Below are 21,967 nucleotides of genomic sequence, written 5' to 3'. Positions count from 1 at the left end.
TTGCCGGTGGATACCTGAAATGCTGTTTAATACGTAATTCGATACGAAAAAGTATACACCATGAGGTTCTGCCGATGCGTCATATGCGGATCTGGTCTTACGTGGATCTGGCGGCACGCCACGGCTCGATCCGCCGTGCGGCTGAGGACCTCAACATCACGCCGTCCGCGCTGCAAAGGCGGATTCAGGACGTCGAGGACGATCTCGGAACGGCGATCTTCGAGCGGTCGGCGCAGGGGGTACGCCTGACCGCCGCCGGCGAGACTTTCATCCGCTGGATCCGGCAGCAAAACGTCGACCTCGAGCGCACGCGTTCCCAGATCGAAAGCCTCGGCGGGCTGAAGCGCGGCCATATCCGCATTGCGTGCAGCCAGGCGCTGGCCAATTATTTCCTGCCGCAGGAGATCGCCAAGTTTCGCGAGGACTACCCACGCGTCAGCTTCGCCATCTCCGTCGTCGATCATGACATCGCGCTGCAGAGACTGGTCGATTACGAGGCGGATATCGTGCTGATCTTCCGGCCGCGCCGCAGTGCCGAGCTTCAGCCGCTCGTCACGGTGGGGCAGCGCCTCCATGCGATCATGGCGAGCGACCATCCGCTGGCGAAGCAGGAGAATGTGCGGCTGCGCGATTGCGCGCCCTATCCTGTGGCGCTCGCGGATCGATCCTTCGGCTCAAGGCGGGTCGTCGATGGAATACTCTCCACGAGCTCGTTCACCTTCTCGGTGGATTTCGAGTCGGATTCCTTCGAGATGCTGCGCAATCTCGCCCGCTCCGGCGATGTGATCACCTTCCAGATCGAGATCGGATCGGAAACGTCGTGGCTGGAGCCGGGGCTGGTTTCCGTGCCGGTTGCCGATGCCGATCCAACCCACGGGCCTCTGGTCTTGGGCCAATTGCGCGGCCGCACTTTGCCTGTGGCGGCGGCGAAATTCGTGGAGCAGGTGGCCCGGCGGCTGGACGGCACACGGCAATTGCCGCAAGAGGCCTAAGCGCTCATCAAGGCATCATCGCTGCCTATTATTTAATCAAACAGCGTGAAGGAGGATGATTGCCGATTTGGTGTAACGCTTTGATTTTAGGGATTTATCCATTCTGGCATGGCCATTGCATACAATCCTGTATCGTCTCTTGACCCGGGATTCTCGTATGTCGTTCCTTCCACTTCATCGTCGGCGCTTCCTCATGGGAGCAGGTGCTCTCGCGCTCAGCCCCCTTCTCGTCAAAAAGGCTCGCGCGGCTGAAGAGCTGACAATCGGCTTCCTCTATGTCGGGCCCAAGGACGATTTCGGCTACAATCAGGCACATGCCTTGGGCGCCGCGGCCGTCAAGAAGATGGCCGGCGTCACGGTGCTGGAAGAAGAGAACGTCGCCGAGAGCGAGGCCGTCACGCGGTCGATGCAGTCGATGATCGAGCTCGACGGCGCGCAACTCGTGTTCCCGACCTCGTTCGGCTATTACAAGCCGTTCGTTCTCAATTCGGCTGCCGCCAATCCCGAGACCCAGTTCCGCCATTGCGGCGGGCTGTGGAGCGAGAACGACCCGAAGAATGCCGGCTCCTATTTCGGCTATATCGGCATGGCTCAATATCTGTCGGGTATCGTCGCGGCTCATCAGACGAAGTCGAAGAAGCTCGGCTTCATTGCTGCAAAAGCAATCCCGCAGGTTCTGCTCAACATCAACTCGTTCACGTTGGGCGCGCGCTCGGTCGATCCGTCGATCACGACGCAGGTGATCTTCACCGGCGACTGGTCGATGCCGGTAAAGGAAGCGGAAGCGGCGAACGCGCTGGTCGATCAGGGCGTGGACGTGATCACTTGCCATGTCGACAGCCCCAAGGTGCTTGTGCAGACGGCCGCGGGACGCGGATGCTTCGTGACCGGCTATCACACCAGCCAGGCCGAGCTTGCGCCCAATCATTACCTCACGGGCGCGGAATGGGATTGGGCGAACGTCTACCGCTCCTTCGTCGAGAAGGCGCAGGCCGGCGAGGCGATGCCCAATTTCGTGCGTGGCGGCCTTGCCGAAGGCTTCGTCAAATCGAGCCCGTATGGCGCGATGGTGGGCGATGCCGCCCGCAAGCAGGCCGATGCCGTCCGCGCCGAGATGATGAAGGGCGGATACGCCATCATCAAGGGGCCGCTCAAGGACAACAAGGGCAAGGAGATCGCGGCGACGGGACAGAGCTATCCCGAGACCGCGATCGAGCTGGAGAGCATGGATTACCTCGTCGAGGGCGTGGTCGGCTCGGCCTCCTGACGCGGTAGACAAGGGCTCATATTCCATGACGTTGACCACCGCCTTCGCCGCCCCGGCGCGCGGATTGTCCGAACCTGCGTGCCGGCGCATCGAAGCCGTCGCGCTGCCGGTTCTTGCGATCCTCGCGGGCTTCGCCGCCTTCGCCGTCTTCCTCTCGGTCCTGGGCCATTCTCCGGTCCAGTTCGCGCAGCTCGTGTGGCGGGGCGGTTTCGGCACGCCGTTCTCGATCGCCAACACGCTGCAGCGTGCGGCGCCGCTTCTGCTGACCGCGCTCTGCGTTGCGCTGCCCGCGCAGCTCGGCCTCATCGTGATCGGTGGAGAGGGGGCCTTCGTGCTGGGCGGCCTCGCGGCGGCGGTGACCGGCGTCATGGCCGCGGGCCTGTCTCCGGTGCCGGCGCTGGTGGCGATGGTGCTGGCCGGCGGCCTGATCGGCGGTTTGTGGATCGGTTTCGCCGGATGGCTGCGCCATGCGCGCGGCGTCAACGAGACAATCTCCTCGCTGCTGCTGGCCTACATCGCCATCGCGCTCTTCAACCATTTCGTCGAAGGGCCTCTGCGCGATCCGGCGAGCCTCAACAAGCCGTCCACTCTGCCGCTGCCGACGGAGCTGCGGATCGGCACCATGCCGGGCCTCGACGTGCACTGGGGCTTCGCGGTGGGCGTCGTGGCCTGCCTGCTCTCGGCTTTTGTCATCCGGCGCACGACGTTCGGTTTTGCCGCGCGCATCGCCGGCGGCAATCCCCGGAGCGCTGCGGTGCAGGGGCTGCCCGTCGGCCGCCTCGTCACGGCCTTTGCCTTTGCGGGCGGCGCGGCGGCCGGAATCGCGGGCATGATCGACATGGCGGCCGTGCACGGCAGCGCCAATTCCGCGCTGATCGCGGGCTACGGCTATACCGGCATCCTCGTTGCCTTTCTCGCTCGGCAGAACCCGTTGGCGATCATCCCGATGGCGATCCTCGTCGGCGGCATCGCAGCGGCGGGCGGGCTGGTGCAGCGGCGTATGGGATTGCCGGACGCGACGATGCTGGTGCTTCAGGGCTGTCTGTTCCTGTCGATCCTCTTGTCCGAAACCTTGAGTGGACGGCTCGTGCCCCGATCGCTGCGCGCATCGGAGGCCGGCCGATGAGCATCGATCTCTGGAGCGTCCTGATCGCCGTGCTCGGCGGGGCCATTCGTGTCTCGACGCCGTTCCTGTTCGTGAGCCTCGGCGAGTGCGTGACCGAGAAGAGCGGCCGCATCAACCTGGGTCTCGAGGGCACGCTCGTCTTCGGTGCGATGGCCGGGTATGGCGGCTCACTTCTGACCGGCTCGCCCTGGGCGGGGGTGCTGATCGCCGGCTGTGCGGGTGTTCTGTTCGGCCTGCTGCACGGCTTCATCTGCTCGCTGCGCGGGGTCAACGACATCGCGGTCGGCATTGCCTTGATGATCCTCGGCACCGGGCTCGCCTTCTTTTTCGGCAAGCCCCTGATCCAGCCGGCGGCGCCGATGCTGGCGCCGCTCGATTTCGGCTTCTGGACGAGCGATCCGGCGCTGCGTGCGGCGCTTCAGATCAATCCGCTGTTTCTGGTCGGCATCGCGATCGCCTTCGCCATGGGGTTCGTGTTCCGGCGCACACGGACTGGGCTCGTCCTGCGCATGGTCGGCGACAGTGAGGATGCGGCGCGCGCGATGGGCTACGGGATACTGCCCGTGCGCATCGCCGCCACGGCGTTCGGCGGCTTCATGGCGGGCATCGCGGGGGCATATCTCTCGCTTTATTACCCGGGCTCCTGGAACGAGGGCATCTCGTCCGGCCAGGGGCTGATCGCCGTGGCGCTGGTGATCTTCGCGCGGTGGAACCCGGTGGCCTGCTTCGGCGCCGCCCTGCTGTTCGGCGGGGCAGGGGCGCTCGGCCCCGCACTTCAATCGGCGGGCGTCTCGGGCGGCACCTACCTCCTTTACGCCGCGCCTTACGTCCTCACGCTTGTCATTCTCATCCTGACCTCGTCGCCGCGCCGTGCTCTCGAAGGTGCCCCGCGCGAACTCTCGATCACGAAATAGGAGCCCGACATGAACGGCCTCGGTGGACTGAACAAATCGGACAACGGTGTGGTCATCGGCTGCGTGCAATTGCAGCTTCCCAATGTGGTGACGAAGGACGACCTCGCGCGGCAGACCGCGCGCATCGTGGAGATGGTGGGCAAGGCGCGGCGCAATCTGTCGACGATGGATCTGGTGGTCTTTCCGGAATATTCGCTCCATGGCCTGTCCATGGACATCAACCCGGAGATCATGTGCCGGGTGGACGGGCCGGAAGTGGAGGCCTTCCGGCAGGCCTGCCGCGACAACGCGATCTGGGGCTGCTTCTCCATCATGGAGCTGAACCCCGGCGGCATGCCCTACAATACCGGCCTCGTAATAGACGACACGGGCGAGATCCGGCTGAACTACCGCAAGCTGCACCCCTGGGTGCCGGTGGAGCCGTGGGAGCCGGGCGATCTCGGCATCCCCGTGATCGACGGGCCGAAGGGCGCCAAGCTCGCCCTCATCATCTGCCATGACGGCATGTTCCCTGAAATGGCGCGCGAGTGCGCCTACAAGGGCGCCGAGATCATGCTGCGGACGGCGGGCTACACCGCCCCGATCCGGGAATCGTGGCGCTTCACCAACCAGGCGAACGCCTTCTGCAACCTCATGGTCACCGCCAATGTCTGCATGTGCGGCTCGGACGGCTCGTTCGATTCCATGGGCGAGGGGATGATCGTGAACTTCGACGGCACGGTGCTGGCCCACGGCACCAGCGGGCGCGTCGACGAGATCATCACGGCCGAGGTCCGGCCCGATCTGGTGCGGGAGGCCCGGCGTGGCTGGGGCGTCGAGAACAACATCTACCAGCTCGGCCACCGCGGCTATGTGGCCGTGAAGGGCGGGGCGCAGGATTGCCCCTACACCTACATGACCGACCTTGCGGCCGGCCGCTACCGCCTGCCCTGGGAAGACGAGGTGAAGGTGGTCGACGGGACGTCGTGCGGCTTTCCGGCCCCGACGCGCCTCTACGGCCAGAACCTGCCGAACGCCGCCGAATGAGAGCCGAGGACATCATCATGGACAAACTGACCCCTTCCGCCCGCACGATCGCCTCGACGCCCTATGCCTGGCCGTATGACGGCAGCCTTTCTCCCCAGAACACGGCGCTGATCATCATCGACATGCAGATCGATTTCTGCGGACAGGGCGGCTACGTCGACAAGATGGGCTACGATCTGTCGCTGACGCGCGCACCGATCGAACCGATCGCCCGCGTCCTCGCCGCCATGCGCGAGGAGGGCTACCACATCATCCACACGCGCGAGGGGCACCGGCCGGACCTCGCCGATCTTCCCGCCAACAAGCGCTGGCGCTCGCGCCAGATCGGCGCGGGCATCGGCGATCCCGGCCCGTGCGGCCGTATTCTCGTGCGCGGCGAGCCCGGCTGGGAGATCATCCCGGAACTGGCGCCGCTGCCCGGCGAAGTGGTGATCGACAAGCCGGGCAAGGGCTCGTTCTGTGCCACGGATCTGGAGCTGATCCTCAATTCGCGCGGCATCCGCAACATCGTGCTGACCGGCATCACCACGGATGTCTGCGTGCACACCACGATGCGTGAAGCAAACGACCGTGGTTTCGAATGCGTGATCCTGGAGGATTGCTGCGGCGCGACCGACCGGGGCAACCACGAAGCCGCCATCAAGATGGTGACGATGCAGGGGGGCGTGTTCGGCGCGGTGGCCAACAGCGCGGCATTGATCGAGGCGATCGGGTGAACGCTCTCGCCGCCATCCGCCCGGCCGAGTCGCCAGCGCCGGCGGCCGTGCATTCGCGCCCGCTGCTCGAAGCCATCGGTCTGACCAAGACGTTCGGCAGCTTCACGGCGCTGGAGGGCGTGTCGATCGCGCTCCATCCCGGCACGTTTCACGCGCTTCTCGGGGAGAACGGGGCCGGAAAGTCCACGCTGGTGAAATGCATCCTGGGCTATTACCGCCCGGATTCGGGCGACGTGGTGCTGAGCGGGCGCGAGGTCGAGATCAATTCCCCGCGCGATGCGCGGCGGCTTGGACTCGGCATGGTCTACCAGCATTTCACGCTGGTGCCCGCGATGACGGTGCTCGAAAACCTCGTCATGGCGGGTGCGAACGTGCCGCGCGTGGTCGATTGGCGGGCGGAGCGCACGAAGCTGGCTGCCTTCATGGAGACCATGCCGCTGAAGGTGCCGCTCGACACGCCCGTGCATCGTCTTTCGGCAGGAGAGCGGCAGAAGACCGAGATCCTGAAGCAGCTCTACCTCGGCAGCCGCGTGCTGGTGCTGGACGAGCCGACCTCCGTGCTGACGCCCAACGAAGCCGAAAAGGTTTTGAGCTTCCTGCGGGCGCAGGCGTCCGAAACGGGCATGGCGGTGCTGCTCATCACCCACAAATTCGCCGAGGTGACGGGCTTCTGCGACCATGTCAGCGTGCTGCGCAAGGGCCGGCTGGTCGGTGGCGGGCGCGTCGATGCGCTGAGCGTCGACGAGATGGCGCGCCTGATGATCGGCGAACGGCAACTGACCGAAGCGCCGGAGCGCGCCGCATCGGCCCCCGCGCAACCCGTGCTGCGCATGGAGAGGCTGGAAGCCGGTCTGCCGGGTACGCGTGGCGCGATCTCGATCGAAAGCCTCGGCGTGGCACCCGGCGAGATCGTCGGCATTGCCGGCATATCGGGTAACGGCCAGACGACACTGGTGGAGGTTCTTTCCGGCCAGACCCCAATTGCGAGCGGCGCCCTCAAGGTCGGCGGCGTGCCATATCGGGCGACCCGTGCGGAGGCCCAGCGTCTGAAGGTGCGCTGCCTTCCGGAAGAGCCGCTGCGCAATGCCTGCGTCGGCCGCATGAGCGTGTCGGACAATCTGGCCTTCCGCACCTTCGACCGAAGCGAGACCGGCGCGCCGCTGCGGCTGCTCGACCGCCGGCGCATGCGAAGCGAGGCCGAGCGCCTGATCGCTGCCTACAGCGTGAAAACGCAAAGTCCGTCGTCCCCCATCGCCACCCTTTCGGGTGGAAACGTGCAGCGCGCGGTGCTGGCGCGCGAGCTTCAGGGCGAGACCGATCTTCTGGTGGTGGCCAATCCCTGCTTCGGGCTCGATTTCGGGGCCGTTGCCGATATCCGCGCGCAATTGATGGCGGCCCGCAATAGGGGAACGGCCGTGCTGCTCGTGTCGGAGGACCTCGACGAGGTGATCGCCCTGTCCGACCGCATCCTCGTTCTCTTCGAGGGGCGCGTGGTGATGGAAACGGCAGGCGGCGCGGCGGCCGACCCGTTCGCGATCGGCCGGGCCATGGCGGGGCATGTGTCGTGACCGAGATTCAGGCGCTTCCCTTCCCGCTGGAGATCGATCGCTCACGCCTCGGTCTCGTCGTCATCGACATGCAGCGCGACTTCCTCGAACCCGGCGGCTTCGGCGCCAGTCTCGGCAATGATGTGCGCCCGCTTCAAGCCATCGTGCCAGTGGTCGCGCGGCTCATCGCCGGTTTCCGAAAGGCGGGGTTGTCCGTGATCCATACGCGCGAATGCCACGCGCCCGATCTGTCGGATTGCCCGCCCGCCAAGCTGATGAGGGGCGCGCCCGGCCAGCGCATCGGCGATATGGGGCCGATGGGTCGCATCCTCGTGCGGGGAGAGCCCGGCGCGGAGATCATTCCCGAACTCGCGCCACTCGCTGGCGAACCCGTCATCGACAAGCCCGGCAAGGGTGCGTTCCATGCGACGGCGTTCGGCGCGGAATTGCAGCGCCTCGGGCTCTCGCAACTGGTGTTTGCCGGCGTCACCACGGAGGTCTGCGTCCAGACCACGATGCGCGAGGCGAACGATCGCGGCTTCGAATGCCTCCTCGCGGAGGATGCCACCGAAAGCTATTTCCCCGAATTCAAGGCGGCGACCCTCGCCATGATCCGCGCGCAGGGCGGCATCGTCGGCTGGACCGCGCCGAGCGCAGCCATTCTGGAGGCCATTGCATGAGTGCGCCGCTTCACCTTCCCACTCTTCTCACGCACGGCTTCGAGACAGCCGATTACGAACCCTTCCGCGAGGGCGTCGAAATTTGCCACATCCAGCGCCCCGACAACGGCGATGGCCCGGCGCTCGCACTGCTGCGTTACCAACCCGGCGCCGCCGTGCCCCGGCACGAGCACACGGGGCTCGAGACGATCTGCGTCCTCCGGGGCAGCCAGAGCGATGAGAGCGGCACCTATCGAACGGGAGACGTCGTGCTCAATCCACCCGGCAGCGTCCATAGCGTCTGGTCGGATGAGGGCTGCGTGGTCCTGATCTCCTGGGCCGCTCCCGTGCGCATTCTCGACGATTCCGAACCCGCCTCCGCCGAAAGCCTGCACTCATGACCTTGCCCGCGATCTTGGATTTTGCACGCCTCCGCGCGGCCTATGCCGAGGGTTTGTCGCCGACCGACATGGTGGACGCCCTTGCCCGGCGCCTCGATGAGGCCGACCCCGCCATCTTCATTTCCCGCGTGTCTGCTGAGCATCTGAGAGACGCCGCCGCCGAGCTCCTGGCCCGCGCTCCCGAGCCGAATTCCTTGCCGCTCTGGGGCCTGCCGTTTGCCGTGAAGGACAATATCGATGTCGGGGGCCTTCCGACCACGGCGGCGTGCCCGGAATTTGCGTATGAGCCTGTTGCGGACGCGTTCGCTGTCGCGCGCCTTAAGGAGGCGGGCGCGCTCGTCATCGGGAAGACCAATCTCGATCAGTTCGCGACCGGGCTCAACGGCACGCGCTCGCCCTATGGCGCCCCGCGCTGCGTGTTCGACGAGGCCTATGTGTCGGGTGGTTCCTCGTCCGGCTCGGGCGTTGCCGTCGCGTCGGGGCTGGCGAGCTTTGCGCTGGGCACGGATACGGCCGGATCGGGCCGCGTGCCGGCGGCGTTCAACAACATCGTCGGCATCAAGCCCTCGCCGGGCCGGGTGTCCAATACGGGCGTCGTTCCCGCGTGCCGCTCCATCGACGTGGTCACGTTCTTCGCAGCTTCGGTGGCGGACGGGATCGAGGCGCGGCGTGTGGCGGAAGGCTTCGACGAGGCTGACCCTTTCTGCCGCCGGTTCGGTGCGGCACCTCTGCCCGATCGCCTGCGGCTCGGCGTGCCGGCCGATGACGAGCTGGAATTCTTCGGCAATGATGCCTACCGCGCGCTCTATCTCGCCGCCATCGGGCGCACCCGGGCGCTCGGTGCCGAGATCGTGCCTTTCGATTATGGCTCGTTCCGGCAGGCGGCCGCGCTTCTTTATGAGGGCCCCTGGGTGGCCGAGCGCCTGCACGCCGTGCTGCCCTTCATCGACGGCCATGCGGATGCCATGGATCCGACCGTGCGCGGGATCATCGAGGCAGCGCGCCCGATGAGCGCGGTCGATGCCTTCGAGGGCCGCTACCGGCTGGAGACCTTCCGGCGTGCGGCGGAGCGTGAATGGGCGAAGGTGGATGCGCTGCTTCTGCCGACCTCGCCCGACATCCAGACGGTCGAGGCGATGCGGGCTGATCCGGTGGCGCTCAATGCCCGCTTCGGGCGCTACACCAATTTTGCCAATTTCTTCGGCTGCGCCGCGATCGCCGTTCCCGCCGGGTTCACCGATGGCGGCCTCCCGTTTGGTGTCCAGCTCGTCGCCCCGTCCGATACGGATGCCGCGCTGGCGCACTTCGCCGCGGAGATGCACGAGGCCGTGGGCACGGGCGCGGGCCTCGACCGGGGTCTTGTGCTTCCGGACGTCGGCCGCTCATCAGCCGTTACTCTTGCGATCGTCGTGGTCGGCGCGCACCTTTCGGGCATGGCGCTGAACGGGGAATTGACGCGCCTGGGCGGGAAGCTGCTGCGGGCCGCGCGCACGGCACCGGAGTACCGGCTCTATGCGCTTGCCGGGACCGTTCCGCCCAAACCCGGCCTCGTGCGGGAGCCGGGGTTCGCCGGGCCCGGCATCGAAGCGGAGATCTGGCAATTGCCGCCGGAATCGTTCGGGCGCTTCGTTGCGGCCATTCCGCAGCCGCTCGGCATCGGCAAGGTGAGCCTCGACGACGGGTCTGAGATCTCCGGCTTTCTGTGCGAACCGGCGGCTTTGCGGGACGCCGCCGAAATCACCGCGTTCGGTGGGTGGCGACATTACATCGCCGCCCAGGCCGACGCCGCCTGAGCGTCCGCGCATGAGCGTGCAACGAAGCAATGGGCGCAAGTTCGGGCCGGTAAAGCGCACGCAGGCCGATATGATCCGCGAGGCGCTGTCCGACCGGATCGTTCACGGCATATTGCGCCCGGGCGAACCGCTGGATGAAACGGGCCTCGCGGCGGAATTCGGCGTTTCCCGGACGCCCATCCGCGAGGCGCTTCGGCAATTGGAGACGATCGGCCTTGCCCTGTCGCGGCCGCATCGCGGCACGATCGTCACCAATATATCGGAGGACGAGCTTCACGATATCTTCCGCGTGATGGGCGAGCTGGAGGCGCTGTGCGCGCGGCTGTGCGCCGAGGCGATGACGGAGGAGGAACGCGACGCGTTTTCCCGGCTTCATGCGGGTGCTGATGAATGCGTGGCGCGGGGCGATGTCGACAGCTTTCGGGCCCACAACGAGCGCTTTCATGATGCGCTCTATGCCGGCTCGCACAATGTCTTCCTGGAAGACCTCACGCGCTCCGTCCGCCGGCGGCTTGCGCCGTTCCGGCGCATGCAGTTCGAAGCCGTGCGCCGCATTGAAAGCTCGCAGCGCGAACACGGCCTTGTCGTGGCCGCCATCGTCGAGGGCAACGGCCCGGAGGCTGCGGACGCCATGCTGGCGCATCTTTCGATCGTCGAGCGGATGGTGGACAAGGTTTCGCCGACCTAACCTTGTCGAGACCGTCTTACATCAAAATCTCCGCGCCGGGGGCGATTTTGAGATCGCCGGCGAGGCCGTCTCGCCCGGCGTGCGATTCCGATAGGTGGGAGAGGCGTCGCTCGAGGCGGCGTCCCTCCTTGTACGCTTCGGGCTCAAATCGTCCTGAGCAACCGGCCTTCGACGGGATGGCTGGGATCCGTGAAGCCCGGTGTCGACGGATGCCCCTGAGCAACAAGCCGGTTCACGAAGTCTTCGTCTTCGGCCGTGATCGTGAGATCCAACGACGCGAAATAGCTCTCCCATTGCTCGAACGTGCGTGGACCTGCGATCACGGCCGACACCGCTTTGTTGGCGAGCACCCAGGCCAGCGCGAAATCCTGCGGGGCATAGTCGCGCGAGGTGGCGTAATCCTTGATCTGTTCGGCGATCGCGAGGGATTCCGGACGGAATTCGACCTCGTGGATGCGCTTGTCGTTGCGAGCCGCGCGACTCCCCTCTTCGGGGGCGACGCCAGGCTTGTACTTGCCTGTCAGCACGCCGCGCGCGAGTGGGCTGTAGGGCACGACGCCAAGCCCGTAATTGTGGGCGGCGGGCAGCTGCTCCGTTTCGGCCGAGCGATTGACGATGTTGTAGAGCGGCTGGCTGGCGACGGGACGGTCGAGATTGGTGAGATCGGCGATGCGCACCACCTCGGCGATGCGCCAGCCCCGGAAGTTCGAGACGCCATAATATCTGATCTTCCCCTGTGAGATCAGATCGCCGATGGCGCGGACCGATTCTTCCAGAGGGGCGTCGAACACCGCACGGTGAAAATACAGGAGGTCGATGTAATCCGTGCCGAGGCGGCGCAGGCTGCCCTCGACGGCCTGGATGATCCATTTGCGCGAGATGCCGCCTTCGTTCGGCCAATCGCTGAGGACGCTGCCGAACTTCGTCGCGACGACCCAGCGGTCGCGGTCTGCCGCAATGGCCCGGCCGACGATCTCCTCGGATCGACCTTCGGTGTAGGAATTGGCCGTGTCGATGAAATTGACGCCGTGCGAGCGTGCGGAATCGACGATGCGTGCTGCCGTGGGTTCATCCGTGGCGCCGCCGAACATCATGCTGCCCAGGCAAAGCGGCGAGATCTTGAGGCCGCTCCGGCCGAGATATCGGTAGTTCATCTGCATCATCCCTCTGCTCAATTCCGAGCGCTTCCGGCGGTACCGAAATATAAGTCTATATTCACAAGGCGTTGCGGGTCGGGAAGTTCGAAAATGAGCCACGATCGTCGTCGGCCGTTCGCGATCGAGGGTGCTGCCGGATATCGCCATAGCCCCCCGGTTGCGGTTCGATTGGTAGGCCGCGATGCCACGCTCGGCACGGCCAGATTGCATAGGAGCTAGCCCTCAATCGTATGCATGTGCCCAATATAGAGGCGGTCAGCTCGCTCTGCCTGTCAGGTGGTCACGTAGCGACGAAACCTGACAATCAGCAGGCCGTCGCGGCGTGGTGCCCGCTGGCACGCGCATTGCAATGCGCTTTTCCGGGCGGAGACGTGCATGGAACCAGCGCAGCTCGAAATCGTCGGGGTGACCAAGCGTTATGCGGGGGGCGCCGTTGCGGTCGATAATGTCAGCCTGAAGATACCGGCGGGCACCTATTGCTGCCTTCTTGGCCCATCGGGCTGCGGCAAGTCCACGACATTGCGGATGATCGCGGGCCACGAGACGATCTCGGAAGGCGACATCCGGCTGGGCAACAGCGTGGTCACGGACCTCCCGCCCGCCGCGCGCGGCACCGCGATGATGTTCCAGAGCTATGCGCTGTTTCCACATCTCGACACGGCCGAAAACGTTGCCTTCAGCCTCAAGATGAAGGGCGTCGGAAAGGCAGAGAGGCGGGTGCGGGCGCTCGATATGCTGAAGCTGGTCCACATGGATCATCTCGCAGATCGCCGGCCGTCGCAGTTGTCCGGGGGGCAGCAGCAACGGGTGGCGCTGGCGCGTGCGCTGATCACGGACCCGCAGGTTCTGTTGCTGGACGAACCGCTGTCGGCGCTCGACCCCTTCCTCAAGATCAAGGTTCGGCAGGAGCTGAAGCGGCTTCAATTGAGGCTCGGCATCTCGTTCGTGCATGTCACGCACAGCCAGGAAGAGGCCATGGCGCTGGCCGATCTGGTGGTGGTGATGAATGGCGGCCGGATCGAACAGGCCGCCACGCCGCGCGAGGTGTTCAACCGGCCGGCCACGGCTTTCGTTGCGCGCTTCATGGGTGATCACAATGTGATCTCCGGACGGGTGAGCGAGCGGCAGTCCGACGGCCTCCTGTTCGAGGTGCCGGGAGGCGGTACGTTCCACGCGCCCCCGGCCGCCCGCGATGAGGGCGAGACGATCGAGATCGCCGTTCGCAACGACCGGGTGAAGATCGGCGGGCCGGCGAGTTCCGGCGGCTGCTTCATGACCGGCCTTGTCCAGAACGTCGAATATCACGGGCAGAAGGTGCAGGTGTCGCTGACGGCACCCGGCGTGGACGGATTCGACGCGCAGATCCCGGAGTCCGACTTCTTCGCACGGCCGCTGCAGATCGGCGACGCCGTGCCGCTGACCTGGGCGCCGGAAGACGTCCACGTCCTGCAAGCTTCCGCAAACGCCTGACCGGCACGCACGAAGGAGAGCCAGATGACCAGCACAGCGGCGAAGGGCACATTATCGCGGCGGAGCATTCTGAAGGGAGCGGGTGCGGCCGCAGGCCTGGCGGCGGGTTCGGGCGCCATTACGGGTTTCCCGACGATCTGGGCGCAGAACCCGATTACCCTGCGGCAGGTCGGCACGGGCGTGTCGAACATCAATGCCATCGCCGAGAAGTGCAAGGAAGATCTTGGCATCACATTACAGATGACGGCGCTGGATTCCGACGCCGCCGCGCAGCGCACCGTGACGCAGCCGAACAGCTATGACATCGCAGATGTCGAATACTGGATCTGCAAGAAAGTATTTCCGTCGGGCAAGCTTCAGCCCATGGATGTGTCCAAGATCAAATATTACGACAAGATCGTCCCGCTCTTCGTCAACGGCAAGCTGACCCCGGAATCCGACATCGCGCAGGGCACAGCGCCCCACACCGTGACGTTCGTCGAGGGCAAGGATTCGACGAAGTTCGCGAAGGAGCCGACCAACTGGATGACGATGGTTCCGACCATCTACAACGCCGACACTTTGGGCATCCGCCCCGATCTCGTCGGCCGCGAAATCACCAGCTGGGCCGACATCATGGACCCCGCCTTCAAGGGCAAGACGGCGATCCTGAACATCCCGTCCATCGGCATCATGGATGCGGCCATGATCATGGAGGCCATGGGCGAACTGAAATACGGCGACAAGGGCAACATGACGAAGGAGGAGATCGACAAGACGATCGCCTTCCTCATCAAGGCCAAGAAGGATGGCCAGTTCCGGGCTTTCTGGAAGAGCTTCGACGAGAGCGTGAACCTGATGTCCTCGGGCGAGGTGGTGATCCAGTCGATGTGGTCACCGGCCGTGACGGCGGTGAAGGCCAAGGGCCTGCCCTGCGTCTACCAGCCGCTGAAGGAGGGCTACCGCGCCTGGGGTGGCGGTATCGGGCTCGCCAGTCATCTCAAGGGCGCGCAGCTCGATGCGGCCTACGAATACATCAACTGGTACCTGTCGGGCTGGGTCGGCGCCTATCTCGGCCGACAGGGCTATTATTCGGCCTGTATCGAGACGGCCAAGGAGCACATGTCCGCGGACGAATGGGCGTTCTGGATGGAGGGCAAGCCGGCGGCCGAGGACATCAAGTCTCCGGAGGGGCAACTCATCGAAAAGGCCGGCGCGGTGCGCGACGGCGGCTCCTTCGACGAGCGGATGGGCAAGGTCGCCTGCTGGAATTCGGTGATGGACGAGGACCGCCACATGGTCCGCAAATGGAACGAGTTCATCGCTGCCTGAACGCGCTGCCGGGCCGTGGCGGTGCCGCGGACCGGCGCATCCCAGGAGCGGGGAGGGGCAGGATTGACCGACAATGTCCTCGCAATGGTGGAGGCGGCGCCGTCGACGGCCGTCGCCCCGCGGGCGCGCGGCGGGCTGCTGACGCCTTATCTGCAGGCGCTGCCGCTCGGCGTTATCCTCGGGATCTTCCTTGTCCTGCCGATCCTGACCATCGTCATGGTCAGTTTCTGGGACTACGATTCCATCCAGATCATCCCGGATTTCATCACGCTCAATTATGAAGAGACCCTCGGCTCCTGGGTAACCTGGACGATCTACCTCAACACCCTGAAATACACTGTCATCGTCTGGGGGCTGACACTCGTGATCGGCTTCTGGGCGGCCTATTTTCTGGCGTTCCATGTGCGCAGCGCCGGCATGCAGATGGTGCTGTTCCTGATCTGCACGGTGCCTTTCCTGACCTCCAACATCATCCGCATGATCTCGTGGATTCCGTTCCTCGGCCGCAACGGACTGATCAATCAGTCCCTGATGAATATGGGCGTCATCACCCGGCCGCTGGAATTCCTGCTGTTCTCGGATTTCGCGGTGGTGCTGGCCATGGTGCACCTCTACTCGCTGTTCATGGTGACACCGATCTTCAACACGCTGATGCGGATCGACCGGTCGCTGATCGAGGCGGCGCGCGATGCCGGGGCAAGCTCTTTCCAGATCCTCACCAACGTCATCATCCCGCTGGCCAAGCCCGGCATCGCCATCGGCTCCATCTTCGTGGTGACGTTGGTGATGGGTGACTTCATCACCGTGCGCTTCATGTCGGGCGGGCAGTCGGCCTCTGTGGGGCTGATGATGGCGAACCAGATTTCGGTGCTGCAATATCCGGCTGCTGCGGCGAATGCCGTGGTGCTGCTGGCCGTGGTGCTGCTGATGGTGGCAGGCATCCTGCGCGTCGTGAACATCCGCAAGGAGCTGTAGGCATGGATCGCGAACGCCGCGGCGCGGGCTTCTATGTGCTCGCCGCCTTCTTCACGCTCTTCGTGCTGTTCCTTTACGGCCCGCTGACGACTATCTTCATCCTGTCTTTCCAGGGGCCGGGAGGGGGCCTGACCTTCCCCATGAACGGGGTCTCGCTGCACTGGTTCCGGAACCTGTTCGAGACGCAGGCCGTGGGCGATTTCGGCGGCTCGTTCACCCGTTCCTTCCTGCTCGGATTGATGGTGATGGCGACGACCGTCATCGTCGCGCTGCTGGGGGGCATGGCGTTTCGGCGCCCGTTCTTCGGCTCGACAATTTTGTTCTACACCGCCATTGCCAGCCTGATCGTGCCCTCCATCCTGGTCAGCCTCGGCATCGGACTGGCTTTCCAGGTAGCCGGGCTGGAACCCTCCTGGTACTCATCGGCCTTCGGTGCGCATCTGACATGGACGCTGCCCTTCGGGCTGCTCATCATGTTCGCCGTCTTCAACCGCTTCAACCCGGCGTATGAGGAGGCTGCGCGCGATCTCGGCGCGACCTCCTGGCAGACCTTCCGGCATGTCGTGCTGCCGCTGATCCTGCCAAGCCTGATCGGCGTGGGTCTGTTCGGCTTCACCCTGTCCTATGACGAGTTCGCGCGGACATTGATGACGTCCGGCTCTTTCAACACCCTGCCGCTCGAGATCTACGGCATGACCACCAATGTCACCACGCCCGTGCTGTATGCGCTGGGGACGGTGACGACCGGCTTCTCGGCCCTCATTATCCTCGCGGCGCTTGGCGCGATCATGATATCGCAGCGCGCCGGCCGCCGTCGGGCCTCAAGTTAGGAACGATCGTGCGCGTCCTCGTCGTCAATCCCAACACCAGCACAAGCATGACGCGGAAGATCGGCGCCGCAGCGCAAGCCGCGGCCTCGGCGGGCACGGAGATCATTGCGCGTAATCCCGAGATGGGCCCCGCCAGCATCGAGGGTTATTACGACGAAGCCTTCGCAGTGCCGGGCCTGTTGCAGGAAATCGCACGGGGCGAGCGGGAGGGCGCGGATGGTGCCGTCATCGCCTGTTTCGACGACACCGGCCTCGATGCCGCGCGGGCGCTTGCCGGCTTCCCGGTCGTGGGGATCTGCGAAGCCGGGCTCACGGTCGCCGGCATGATCGCGGCACGGATCTCTGTGGTGACCACGCTGAAGCGCTCGGTGGTGCCGATCGAAGGTCTCGTCGTCCGCTACGGCTTCGAGCGGCGGGTGCGGGTGCATGCCGCCGACATTCCCGTCCTGTCGCTGGAGGAGCCTGGTTCCGGTTCCGGCCGTCTGCTGAGGCAGACGATCTCCCGCGCACTGGAAAGCGATGGCAGCGAGGCCGTAGTGCTGGGCTGCGCCGGCATGGCGGACCTTGCCCGAGATCTCTCGAACGAATTCGGGTTGCCCGTCATCGACGGTGTTTCGGCCGGGGTGCGGATGGTCGAAGCTCTGGCAGGGCTCGGCCTCAGAACCGCGAAAAGGGGCGCTTACGCGACGCCCCTGGATAAGGAATATACGGGACTTCTGGCGCCTTTCGCGCCGCGTTCGATCGGCCCGTGAGCTCAATCCTGCTTTTGAATATTCACCGCCGTCTCTGCCAGAATATCTTCGACGTAACGGAGAAACGCCTGGACCTTCGCGGAAAGCAGGGTCGGCGATTTATAGTAAGCATAGAGTGGAAACCGTTCTTCCGACCATTCGGTCAAAACTTCGATCATGGCCCCTGATCGGATATACGGCCGACTGTAAAGCTCAAGCGGCTGAGCGATGCCGTGTCCCCCGATGCACGCTCCCAGTAACCCGCCCGTATCGTTCACCGAGAGACGGCCGTTAGGACGCACGGCGACGATCTTCTTTCCGCGCTTGAATTCCCAGCCATAGGATCGGCCGGTCGTCGGATCCCGCATCAGGATGCAGTGGTGCTTGTCGCTCTCCACGTCTTGCGGCTTCTGTGGAGCGCCATATCGGCTGATGTAATCAGGTGAGGCGCACGTCAGAACCCGGGTTTCCAGAAGAAGTCTGCACCCCGACAGGGCGGTTTCCGGCGGTCCAAAGTGCACGCCGACATCGAAACCATCCGCCAAAAGATCTCCCACTCCTTCACGCACCAAAATCTCGACCGACAGGTCAGGATGTGCGTCGAGAAAGCCGCCTATACGGGGTGCGAGCACGTGATGACCGAAAGCGGCGTCCGTGCTTATCTTTAGTTTTCCTCGGATCGCCGCCGTTGCCCCGCCTGCCCGAATGGCGGCTTCCTCGATTTGAGACAGCAGGGGGAGAACTTCTTCAAAGAAACGTCGCCCTTCATCCGTTAGGCGGACCGCGCGTGCGTTACGGTGAAACACGCGCAGGCCGATCCGTTCCTCAAGACGTGCGACGGAACGGCTAATCGCTGACTGGGTCAAACCAAGCGCCGCGCCGGCCCGGACAAAGCTTCCGGCTTCAACCACCGCGCTCAGAACACTTATGCCGCTCAGCAGCCGACTGTCGAACTTCATGAAGGCGCTAATCTCATCCTTGGCCTGACATAAATGCATTTTTGGAATGGATGTCACAGACGTAGCCTTCCCGCACGACCAGCACAACACAGGGAAGGTGTGAGATGTCCGATTTCAAAGGATCGAAAGACCCAGCCGATCAATCCCATGTTTCGCGCCGCGGCATTCTGGCCGGCGCGGCCGCCATACCGGCCATAATGTCGCTTGGGGGTGCAGAAGCCCGCGCACAGGACCGGCCATCTGCTGGCAAGGTGGCGATCGTAACGGGATCGTCGCGCGGAATAGGCGCGGCAACGGCCAAACGCCTGGCTCGCGACGGCTACCGTGTGACCGTCAATTGTGTGGTCAACACCGAGCTTGCGTCTCAGGTGGTCCGCGATATCGAGGCCGCGGGCGGCGAGGCTCAATGGGTGCAGGCCGATGTCAGCGACCCCGCTGCCGTGGAACGCCTGTTCGCAGCCAATGAACGCGCTTTCGGTGGCGTCGACGTCGTGATCAACAATGCAGGCATCATGAAGCTTTCGCCGTTTGCCGACATGACGGACGACGACTTCAACCGCATGGTGGACGTGAATCTGAAAGGCGGTTTCTATGTCCTGCGTCAGGCGGCAAGACGCGTGCGAGACGGTGGGCGGATCATCAGCCTGTCTTCCAGTATCACCCAGCTTCGCTCGCCCACCTACGGGCCCTACGCGACGACGAAAGCTGCGCAGGAACTTCACGCCAACATTCTGGCGAAGGAACTTGCCGGGCGTCTGATTTCCGTCAACGCAATAGCGCCGGGCCTCGTCAATACGACGCTGTTCACGGACGGAAAGACCAAAGAGGCGATCGATGGCTTCGCCCAACGCACTCCCCACAGACGCCTCGCAGAGCCTTCCGACATCGCCGACGTGATCGGGGCTTTGTGTGGTTCGGATGGAGGGTGGGTGAACGGACAGACGATCTTTGCCAATGGCGGTATCATCTAAACGTTCGCTTGCGAGTGCCAGCTGCGCCGCCTGAGGCGGCGCAGTTCGCCCAGTAGTTTATCGGCTAAACGACGCATTCCAAGACGACGCTGCCCCGCCTGCTAGCGAAAGATGGCATTGGCGAGCTGCTGTGCCAACTCGGCTCAGGTCGATCCCTGGGCGCTTGGTGCTGCACTTTGGTAAACGCAGTTGGTGCGCCGTGCCAGGATCAGCGGCAGCAGTAACCCATCGAGTGTGATTTGCGGTTTTTGGCGGAGGGAGCGGGATTCGAACCCGCGATACGGTTGCCCGTATACACACTTTCCAGGCGTGCGCCTTCAACCACTCGGCCACCCCTCCGGGACCCGCGCCGTGACGCGAGTGAGGCCGCTATAAACGGCTCCGTCCATCTTCGCAATGCGCTGTTTTGAACTAGGCGCAACCGCTGGCCGGCTGCGGCGTTGTTCCAGGCTTTGTGACGGAGAGATGATGGACGCGGCCGTGCTGGACCCGGAAGACGATGTCTGCCCGGCCTATGACCCCGAACTCTCGGCAGAGAATGCCGGCCTTGTCTATGTCAGCGATGAGGGCAAGGGCATCACGCGCCGTCGCGCGGGGCGCAGCTTTGCGTATTACTCTCCCAAGGGAGAACTGATCCGTGATGCCAAGGTGCTCGGGCGCATTCGGTCTCTGGCGATACCGCCGGCCTATACCGATGTGTGGATCTGCCCGAAGCCGAATGGCCATATTCAGGCCACGGGGCGGGACGCGAAGGGGCGCAAGCAATATCGCTACCATCCGAAATGGCACGAAGTGCGGGATGAGACGAAATATGAGCGCCTCATCGAGTTCGCCGAAAAGCTGCCGGAGATCCGCGAGCGGATCGACGAGGACCTCTCGCGGCGGGGACTGAGCCGGGAAAAGGTTCTGGCGACTGTGGTGCATCTGCTGGACACCACTTTGATCCGGATCGGCAACGAACGCTACCGGCGCGACAACAAGAGCTTTGGCTTGACCACGTTGCGCAACCGCCATGTGGAGGCCGGCTCCGAGCGATTGAGGTTCTCGTTTCGGGGCAAAAGCGGCAAGGATTGGAAGCTGACGGTATCGGACCGCCGGATCGCCCGGGTCGTGCGACAATGCCAGGACGTGCCGGGGCAGCAATTGTTCCAGTATTGGAACGAGGACGGATCTCCGCACCCGATCGGCTCCCACGATGTGAATGATTATATCCGCGAGATCGTGGGTGCGGGTTTCTCGGCCAAGCATTTCCGCACCTGGGCCGGGACCGTCACGGCGGCTCATGCCCTGAAAGAGGCCGGTGGGTTCTCTTCGAAGACCGAAGCGACCCGCAAGTTGAACAAGGCGATCGACCGCGTGGCGGAGCGGCTCGTCAATACGCGTGCCATTTCGCGGCGCTGCTACGTGCATCCCGGTATCGTGGAGAGCTATCTCGAAGGTCAGATCGAGGATGCGCTTGCCGCCGACACCGGCGCGGCCCCGGACGGTTTGCGTCCGGAGGAGGCGGCGGTTCTCACCGTTCTGAAAAGGCGGCTCGAAGAGAGGAACAAAAGCTGAGTGGAGGTCATTGCGCCGGAAGGACAAGGAGACCCCGATATGACGATGCCTCCCCAGAAACAGAGTGACCAGCCCGGCAACGAGCACGAAATGAACCCGCGGCCGGATTACGAGCCGCGCTTTCCCGGCGTGGGCAAGCTGAAGGGCAAAAAGGCGCTGATAACCGGCGGCGATTCCGGGATCGGACGTGCGGTCGCGGTGGCGTTCGCGGAGGAGGGCGCCGACATTGCCTTCGTCTATCTCGACGAGCATGAGGATGCACAGGAGACCGTGCGCCTGATCGAGCAGCGCGGGCGCAAGGCCGTGGCCATCGCCGGAGATCTCGGCTTCGCGGATTTTTGCGAGAAGGCCGTGGAGCAAGCTGTCTCGGACCTCGGCGGTCTGGATATCCTCGTCAACAATTGTGCGGAACAGCACGTCGTTGAAGATTACGCCGAGATCGAACCGGAGCAGATCGAGCGCACCTTCCGCAGCAATATCTTCAGCTACATGTTTGTGACCAAGACGGCGCTGAAACATCTTGGCGAAGGCGGCATCGTCATCAATACGGCCTCCATCACGGCGTTTCGCGGCAATCAATTGCTGGTGGATTACAGCGCGACACGGGGTGCGGCCGTTGCCTTCACGCGGGCTCTTTCCCAGCAATTGGCGGAGAAGAAAATCCGCGTGAACGCGGTGGCGCCGGGGCCGATCTGGACGCCTCTGATCCCCGCTTCCTTCGACGAGGAGAAGGTGGCCAAGTTCGGGACAGATACGCCGCTGGGCCGGCCGGGACAGCCGAACGAGGTGGCAGCCTGCTTCCTGTTCCTCGCGAGCGAGGAGAGCTCCTACATTACCGGCCAGGTGATCCATGTGAACGGTGGTACGCCGCTGTAGG

At 64.3% G+C, this 21,967-nt stretch carries 21 protein-coding genes and 1 tRNA gene; 19 read left to right on the top strand and 3 right to left on the bottom strand.

The genetic code is table 11. The annotated features are described in order from the left end of the window. Nucleotides 1-74: 74 nt before the first annotated feature. The 11 genes from ACQ6S1_RS08185 (at nucleotide 75) to ACQ6S1_RS08135 (ending at nucleotide 11,129) form a co-directional block, all read left to right on the top strand. A complete protein-coding gene (locus ACQ6S1_RS08185; protein ID WP_445040694.1) occupies nucleotides 75-992 on the top strand; it encodes a LysR family transcriptional regulator in 918 nt (305 codons plus the stop codon). Between the two features lie 157 nt (nucleotides 993-1,149). Next, nucleotides 1,150-2,259 carry a BMP family ABC transporter substrate-binding protein gene (locus ACQ6S1_RS08180; RefSeq protein WP_445040693.1) on the top strand — a complete coding sequence of 370 codons (1,110 nt, stop codon included), beginning with the start codon at nucleotides 1,150-1,152 and terminating at the stop codon, nucleotides 2,257-2,259. 25 nt (nucleotides 2,260-2,284) lie between these two features. Continuing rightward, nucleotides 2,285-3,385 (top strand): ABC transporter permease, encoded by a 1,101-nt coding sequence (locus ACQ6S1_RS08175; protein ID WP_445040692.1) that lies wholly within the window; start codon nucleotides 2,285-2,287, stop codon nucleotides 3,383-3,385. Beyond that, nucleotides 3,382-4,299: an ABC transporter permease gene (locus tag ACQ6S1_RS08170; RefSeq protein WP_445040691.1), complete on the top strand. Its 918-nt coding sequence runs from the start codon at nucleotides 3,382-3,384 to the stop codon at nucleotides 4,297-4,299. The genes ACQ6S1_RS08175 and ACQ6S1_RS08170 overlap by 4 nt, the downstream gene beginning before the upstream one ends. Nucleotides 4,300-4,308: 9 nt before the next feature. Further along, on the top strand, nucleotides 4,309-5,325 hold the full coding sequence (locus ACQ6S1_RS08165; protein ID WP_445040690.1) for a formamidase: 1,017 nt from the start codon (nucleotides 4,309-4,311) through the stop codon (nucleotides 5,323-5,325). 17 nt (nucleotides 5,326-5,342) lie between these two features. Beyond that, complete coding sequence (biuH, locus tag ACQ6S1_RS08160) at nucleotides 5,343-6,041, top strand: biuret amidohydrolase (RefSeq protein WP_445040689.1); 699 nt, start codon at nucleotides 5,343-5,345, stop codon at nucleotides 6,039-6,041. Further along, a complete protein-coding gene (locus tag ACQ6S1_RS08155) occupies nucleotides 6,038-7,609 on the top strand; it encodes an ABC transporter ATP-binding protein (RefSeq protein WP_445040688.1) in 1,572 nt (523 codons plus the stop codon). The genes biuH and ACQ6S1_RS08155 overlap by 4 nt, the downstream gene beginning before the upstream one ends. After that, nucleotides 7,606-8,268: a cysteine hydrolase family protein gene (locus tag ACQ6S1_RS08150; RefSeq protein WP_445040687.1), complete on the top strand. Its 663-nt coding sequence runs from the start codon at nucleotides 7,606-7,608 to the stop codon at nucleotides 8,266-8,268. Before ACQ6S1_RS08155 ends, ACQ6S1_RS08150 begins: the two co-directional genes overlap by 4 nt. Continuing rightward, nucleotides 8,265-8,648, top strand: coding sequence for a cupin domain-containing protein (locus ACQ6S1_RS08145; protein ID WP_445040686.1), 384 nt, complete (start codon nucleotides 8,265-8,267; stop codon nucleotides 8,646-8,648). The genes ACQ6S1_RS08150 and ACQ6S1_RS08145 overlap by 4 nt, the downstream gene beginning before the upstream one ends. Continuing rightward, a complete protein-coding gene (gene atzF, locus ACQ6S1_RS08140; RefSeq protein WP_445040685.1) occupies nucleotides 8,645-10,441 on the top strand; it encodes an allophanate hydrolase in 1,797 nt (598 codons plus the stop codon). The genes ACQ6S1_RS08145 and atzF overlap by 4 nt, the downstream gene beginning before the upstream one ends. A gap of 10 nt (nucleotides 10,442-10,451) precedes the next feature. After that, entirely contained in the window at nucleotides 10,452-11,129 is a 678-nt protein-coding gene (locus ACQ6S1_RS08135) for a GntR family transcriptional regulator (RefSeq protein WP_445040684.1), read from the top strand. 143 nt (nucleotides 11,130-11,272) lie between these two features. Here the strand turns inward: ACQ6S1_RS08135 and ACQ6S1_RS08130 are convergent, their stop codons facing one another. Further along, nucleotides 11,273-12,283 carry an aldo/keto reductase gene (locus ACQ6S1_RS08130; protein ID WP_445041242.1) on the bottom strand — a complete coding sequence of 337 codons (1,011 nt, stop codon included), beginning with the start codon at nucleotides 12,281-12,283 and terminating at the stop codon, nucleotides 11,273-11,275. Between the two features lie 378 nt (nucleotides 12,284-12,661). Here ACQ6S1_RS08130 and ACQ6S1_RS08125 point away from each other — a divergent pair, with 378 nt between their 5' ends. From ACQ6S1_RS08125 to ACQ6S1_RS08105, 5 genes are all read left to right on the top strand, one after another. Then, on the top strand, nucleotides 12,662-13,756 hold the full coding sequence (locus ACQ6S1_RS08125; protein WP_445040683.1) for an ABC transporter ATP-binding protein: 1,095 nt from the start codon (nucleotides 12,662-12,664) through the stop codon (nucleotides 13,754-13,756). A 24-nt stretch (nucleotides 13,757-13,780) separates the two neighbouring features. Next, nucleotides 13,781-15,067 carry an ABC transporter substrate-binding protein gene (locus ACQ6S1_RS08120; protein ID WP_445040682.1) on the top strand — a complete coding sequence of 429 codons (1,287 nt, stop codon included), beginning with the start codon at nucleotides 13,781-13,783 and terminating at the stop codon, nucleotides 15,065-15,067. Between the two features lie 84 nt (nucleotides 15,068-15,151). Beyond that, on the top strand, nucleotides 15,152-16,042 hold the full coding sequence (locus ACQ6S1_RS08115; protein ID WP_445041241.1) for an ABC transporter permease: 891 nt from the start codon (nucleotides 15,152-15,154) through the stop codon (nucleotides 16,040-16,042). Nucleotides 16,043-16,044: 2 nt separating this feature from the next. Next, nucleotides 16,045-16,872: an ABC transporter permease gene (locus tag ACQ6S1_RS08110; RefSeq protein ID WP_445040681.1), complete on the top strand. Its 828-nt coding sequence runs from the start codon at nucleotides 16,045-16,047 to the stop codon at nucleotides 16,870-16,872. Between the two features lie 8 nt (nucleotides 16,873-16,880). Next, nucleotides 16,881-17,624, top strand: coding sequence for an aspartate/glutamate racemase family protein (locus ACQ6S1_RS08105; RefSeq protein WP_445040680.1), 744 nt, complete (start codon nucleotides 16,881-16,883; stop codon nucleotides 17,622-17,624). Nucleotides 17,625-17,626: 2 nt separating this feature from the next. On the opposite strand, the gene ACQ6S1_RS08100 is transcribed toward ACQ6S1_RS08105, so the two are convergent. Then, complete coding sequence (locus ACQ6S1_RS08100; protein WP_445040679.1) at nucleotides 17,627-18,562, bottom strand: LysR family transcriptional regulator; 936 nt, start codon at nucleotides 18,560-18,562, stop codon at nucleotides 17,627-17,629. A 104-nt stretch (nucleotides 18,563-18,666) separates the two neighbouring features. On the opposite strand from ACQ6S1_RS08100, the gene ACQ6S1_RS08095 reads away from it, so the two are divergent. Continuing rightward, entirely contained in the window at nucleotides 18,667-19,533 is an 867-nt protein-coding gene (locus tag ACQ6S1_RS08095) for an SDR family oxidoreductase (RefSeq protein WP_445040678.1), read from the top strand. 249 nt (nucleotides 19,534-19,782) lie between these two features. On the opposite strand, the gene ACQ6S1_RS08090 is transcribed toward ACQ6S1_RS08095, so the two are convergent. Continuing rightward, nucleotides 19,783-19,872 (bottom strand) — tRNA-Ser (locus ACQ6S1_RS08090). A 126-nt stretch (nucleotides 19,873-19,998) separates the two neighbouring features. Between ACQ6S1_RS08090 and ACQ6S1_RS08085 the strand changes: the two genes are divergently transcribed. Next, nucleotides 19,999-21,090, top strand: a complete 1,092-nt coding sequence (locus ACQ6S1_RS08085; protein WP_445040677.1) for a DNA topoisomerase IB — start codon at nucleotides 19,999-20,001, stop codon at nucleotides 21,088-21,090. A 39-nt stretch (nucleotides 21,091-21,129) separates the two neighbouring features. Further along, nucleotides 21,130-21,966, top strand: a complete 837-nt coding sequence (locus ACQ6S1_RS08080) for an SDR family oxidoreductase (protein WP_445040676.1) — start codon at nucleotides 21,130-21,132, stop codon at nucleotides 21,964-21,966. Nucleotide 21,967 lies beyond the last annotated feature (1 nt).

Source organism: Terrihabitans aquatilis, from assembly GCF_052542005.1.
Note: the sequence above shows the minus strand (reverse complement) of the source record. Positions and strands in the feature narration are given on the sequence as shown.

What these genes read in the sequence shown, in the direction of transcription:
- ACQ6S1_RS08180 (WP_445040693.1), top strand. Translation starts at nt 1,150, where the DNA reads ATGTCGTTCCTTCCACTTCATCGTCGGCGCTTCCTCATGGGAGCAGGT.
- ACQ6S1_RS08170 (WP_445040691.1), top strand. Translation starts at nt 3,382, where the DNA reads ATGAGCATCGATCTCTGGAGCGTCCTGATCGCCGTGCTCGGCGGGGCC.
- ACQ6S1_RS08115 (WP_445041241.1), top strand. Translation starts at nt 15,152, where the DNA reads ATGGTGGAGGCGGCGCCGTCGACGGCCGTCGCCCCGCGGGCGCGCGGC.
- ACQ6S1_RS08185 (WP_445040694.1), top strand. Translation starts at nt 75, where the DNA reads ATGCGTCATATGCGGATCTGGTCTTACGTGGATCTGGCGGCACGCCAC.
- ACQ6S1_RS08085 (WP_445040677.1), top strand. Translation starts at nt 19,999, where the DNA reads ATGATGGACGCGGCCGTGCTGGACCCGGAAGACGATGTCTGCCCGGCC.
- ACQ6S1_RS08095 (WP_445040678.1), top strand. Translation starts at nt 18,667, where the DNA reads ATGTCCGATTTCAAAGGATCGAAAGACCCAGCCGATCAATCCCATGTT.
- atzF (WP_445040685.1), top strand. Translation starts at nt 8,645, where the DNA reads ATGACCTTGCCCGCGATCTTGGATTTTGCACGCCTCCGCGCGGCCTAT.
- ACQ6S1_RS08110 (WP_445040681.1), top strand. Translation starts at nt 16,045, where the DNA reads ATGGATCGCGAACGCCGCGGCGCGGGCTTCTATGTGCTCGCCGCCTTC.
- ACQ6S1_RS08130 (WP_445041242.1), bottom strand. Translation starts at nt 12,283, where the DNA reads ATGAACTACCGATATCTCGGCCGGAGCGGCCTCAAGATCTCGCCGCTT.
- ACQ6S1_RS08080 (WP_445040676.1), top strand. Translation starts at nt 21,130, where the DNA reads ATGACGATGCCTCCCCAGAAACAGAGTGACCAGCCCGGCAACGAGCAC.
- ACQ6S1_RS08135 (WP_445040684.1), top strand. Translation starts at nt 10,452, where the DNA reads ATGAGCGTGCAACGAAGCAATGGGCGCAAGTTCGGGCCGGTAAAGCGC.
- ACQ6S1_RS08120 (WP_445040682.1), top strand. Translation starts at nt 13,781, where the DNA reads ATGACCAGCACAGCGGCGAAGGGCACATTATCGCGGCGGAGCATTCTG.
- ACQ6S1_RS08175 (WP_445040692.1), top strand. Translation starts at nt 2,285, where the DNA reads ATGACGTTGACCACCGCCTTCGCCGCCCCGGCGCGCGGATTGTCCGAA.
- biuH (WP_445040689.1), top strand. Translation starts at nt 5,343, where the DNA reads ATGGACAAACTGACCCCTTCCGCCCGCACGATCGCCTCGACGCCCTAT.
- ACQ6S1_RS08165 (WP_445040690.1), top strand. Translation starts at nt 4,309, where the DNA reads ATGAACGGCCTCGGTGGACTGAACAAATCGGACAACGGTGTGGTCATC.
- ACQ6S1_RS08145 (WP_445040686.1), top strand. Translation starts at nt 8,265, where the DNA reads ATGAGTGCGCCGCTTCACCTTCCCACTCTTCTCACGCACGGCTTCGAG.
- ACQ6S1_RS08125 (WP_445040683.1), top strand. Translation starts at nt 12,662, where the DNA reads ATGGAACCAGCGCAGCTCGAAATCGTCGGGGTGACCAAGCGTTATGCG.
- ACQ6S1_RS08100 (WP_445040679.1), bottom strand. Translation starts at nt 18,562, where the DNA reads ATGAAGTTCGACAGTCGGCTGCTGAGCGGCATAAGTGTTCTGAGCGCG.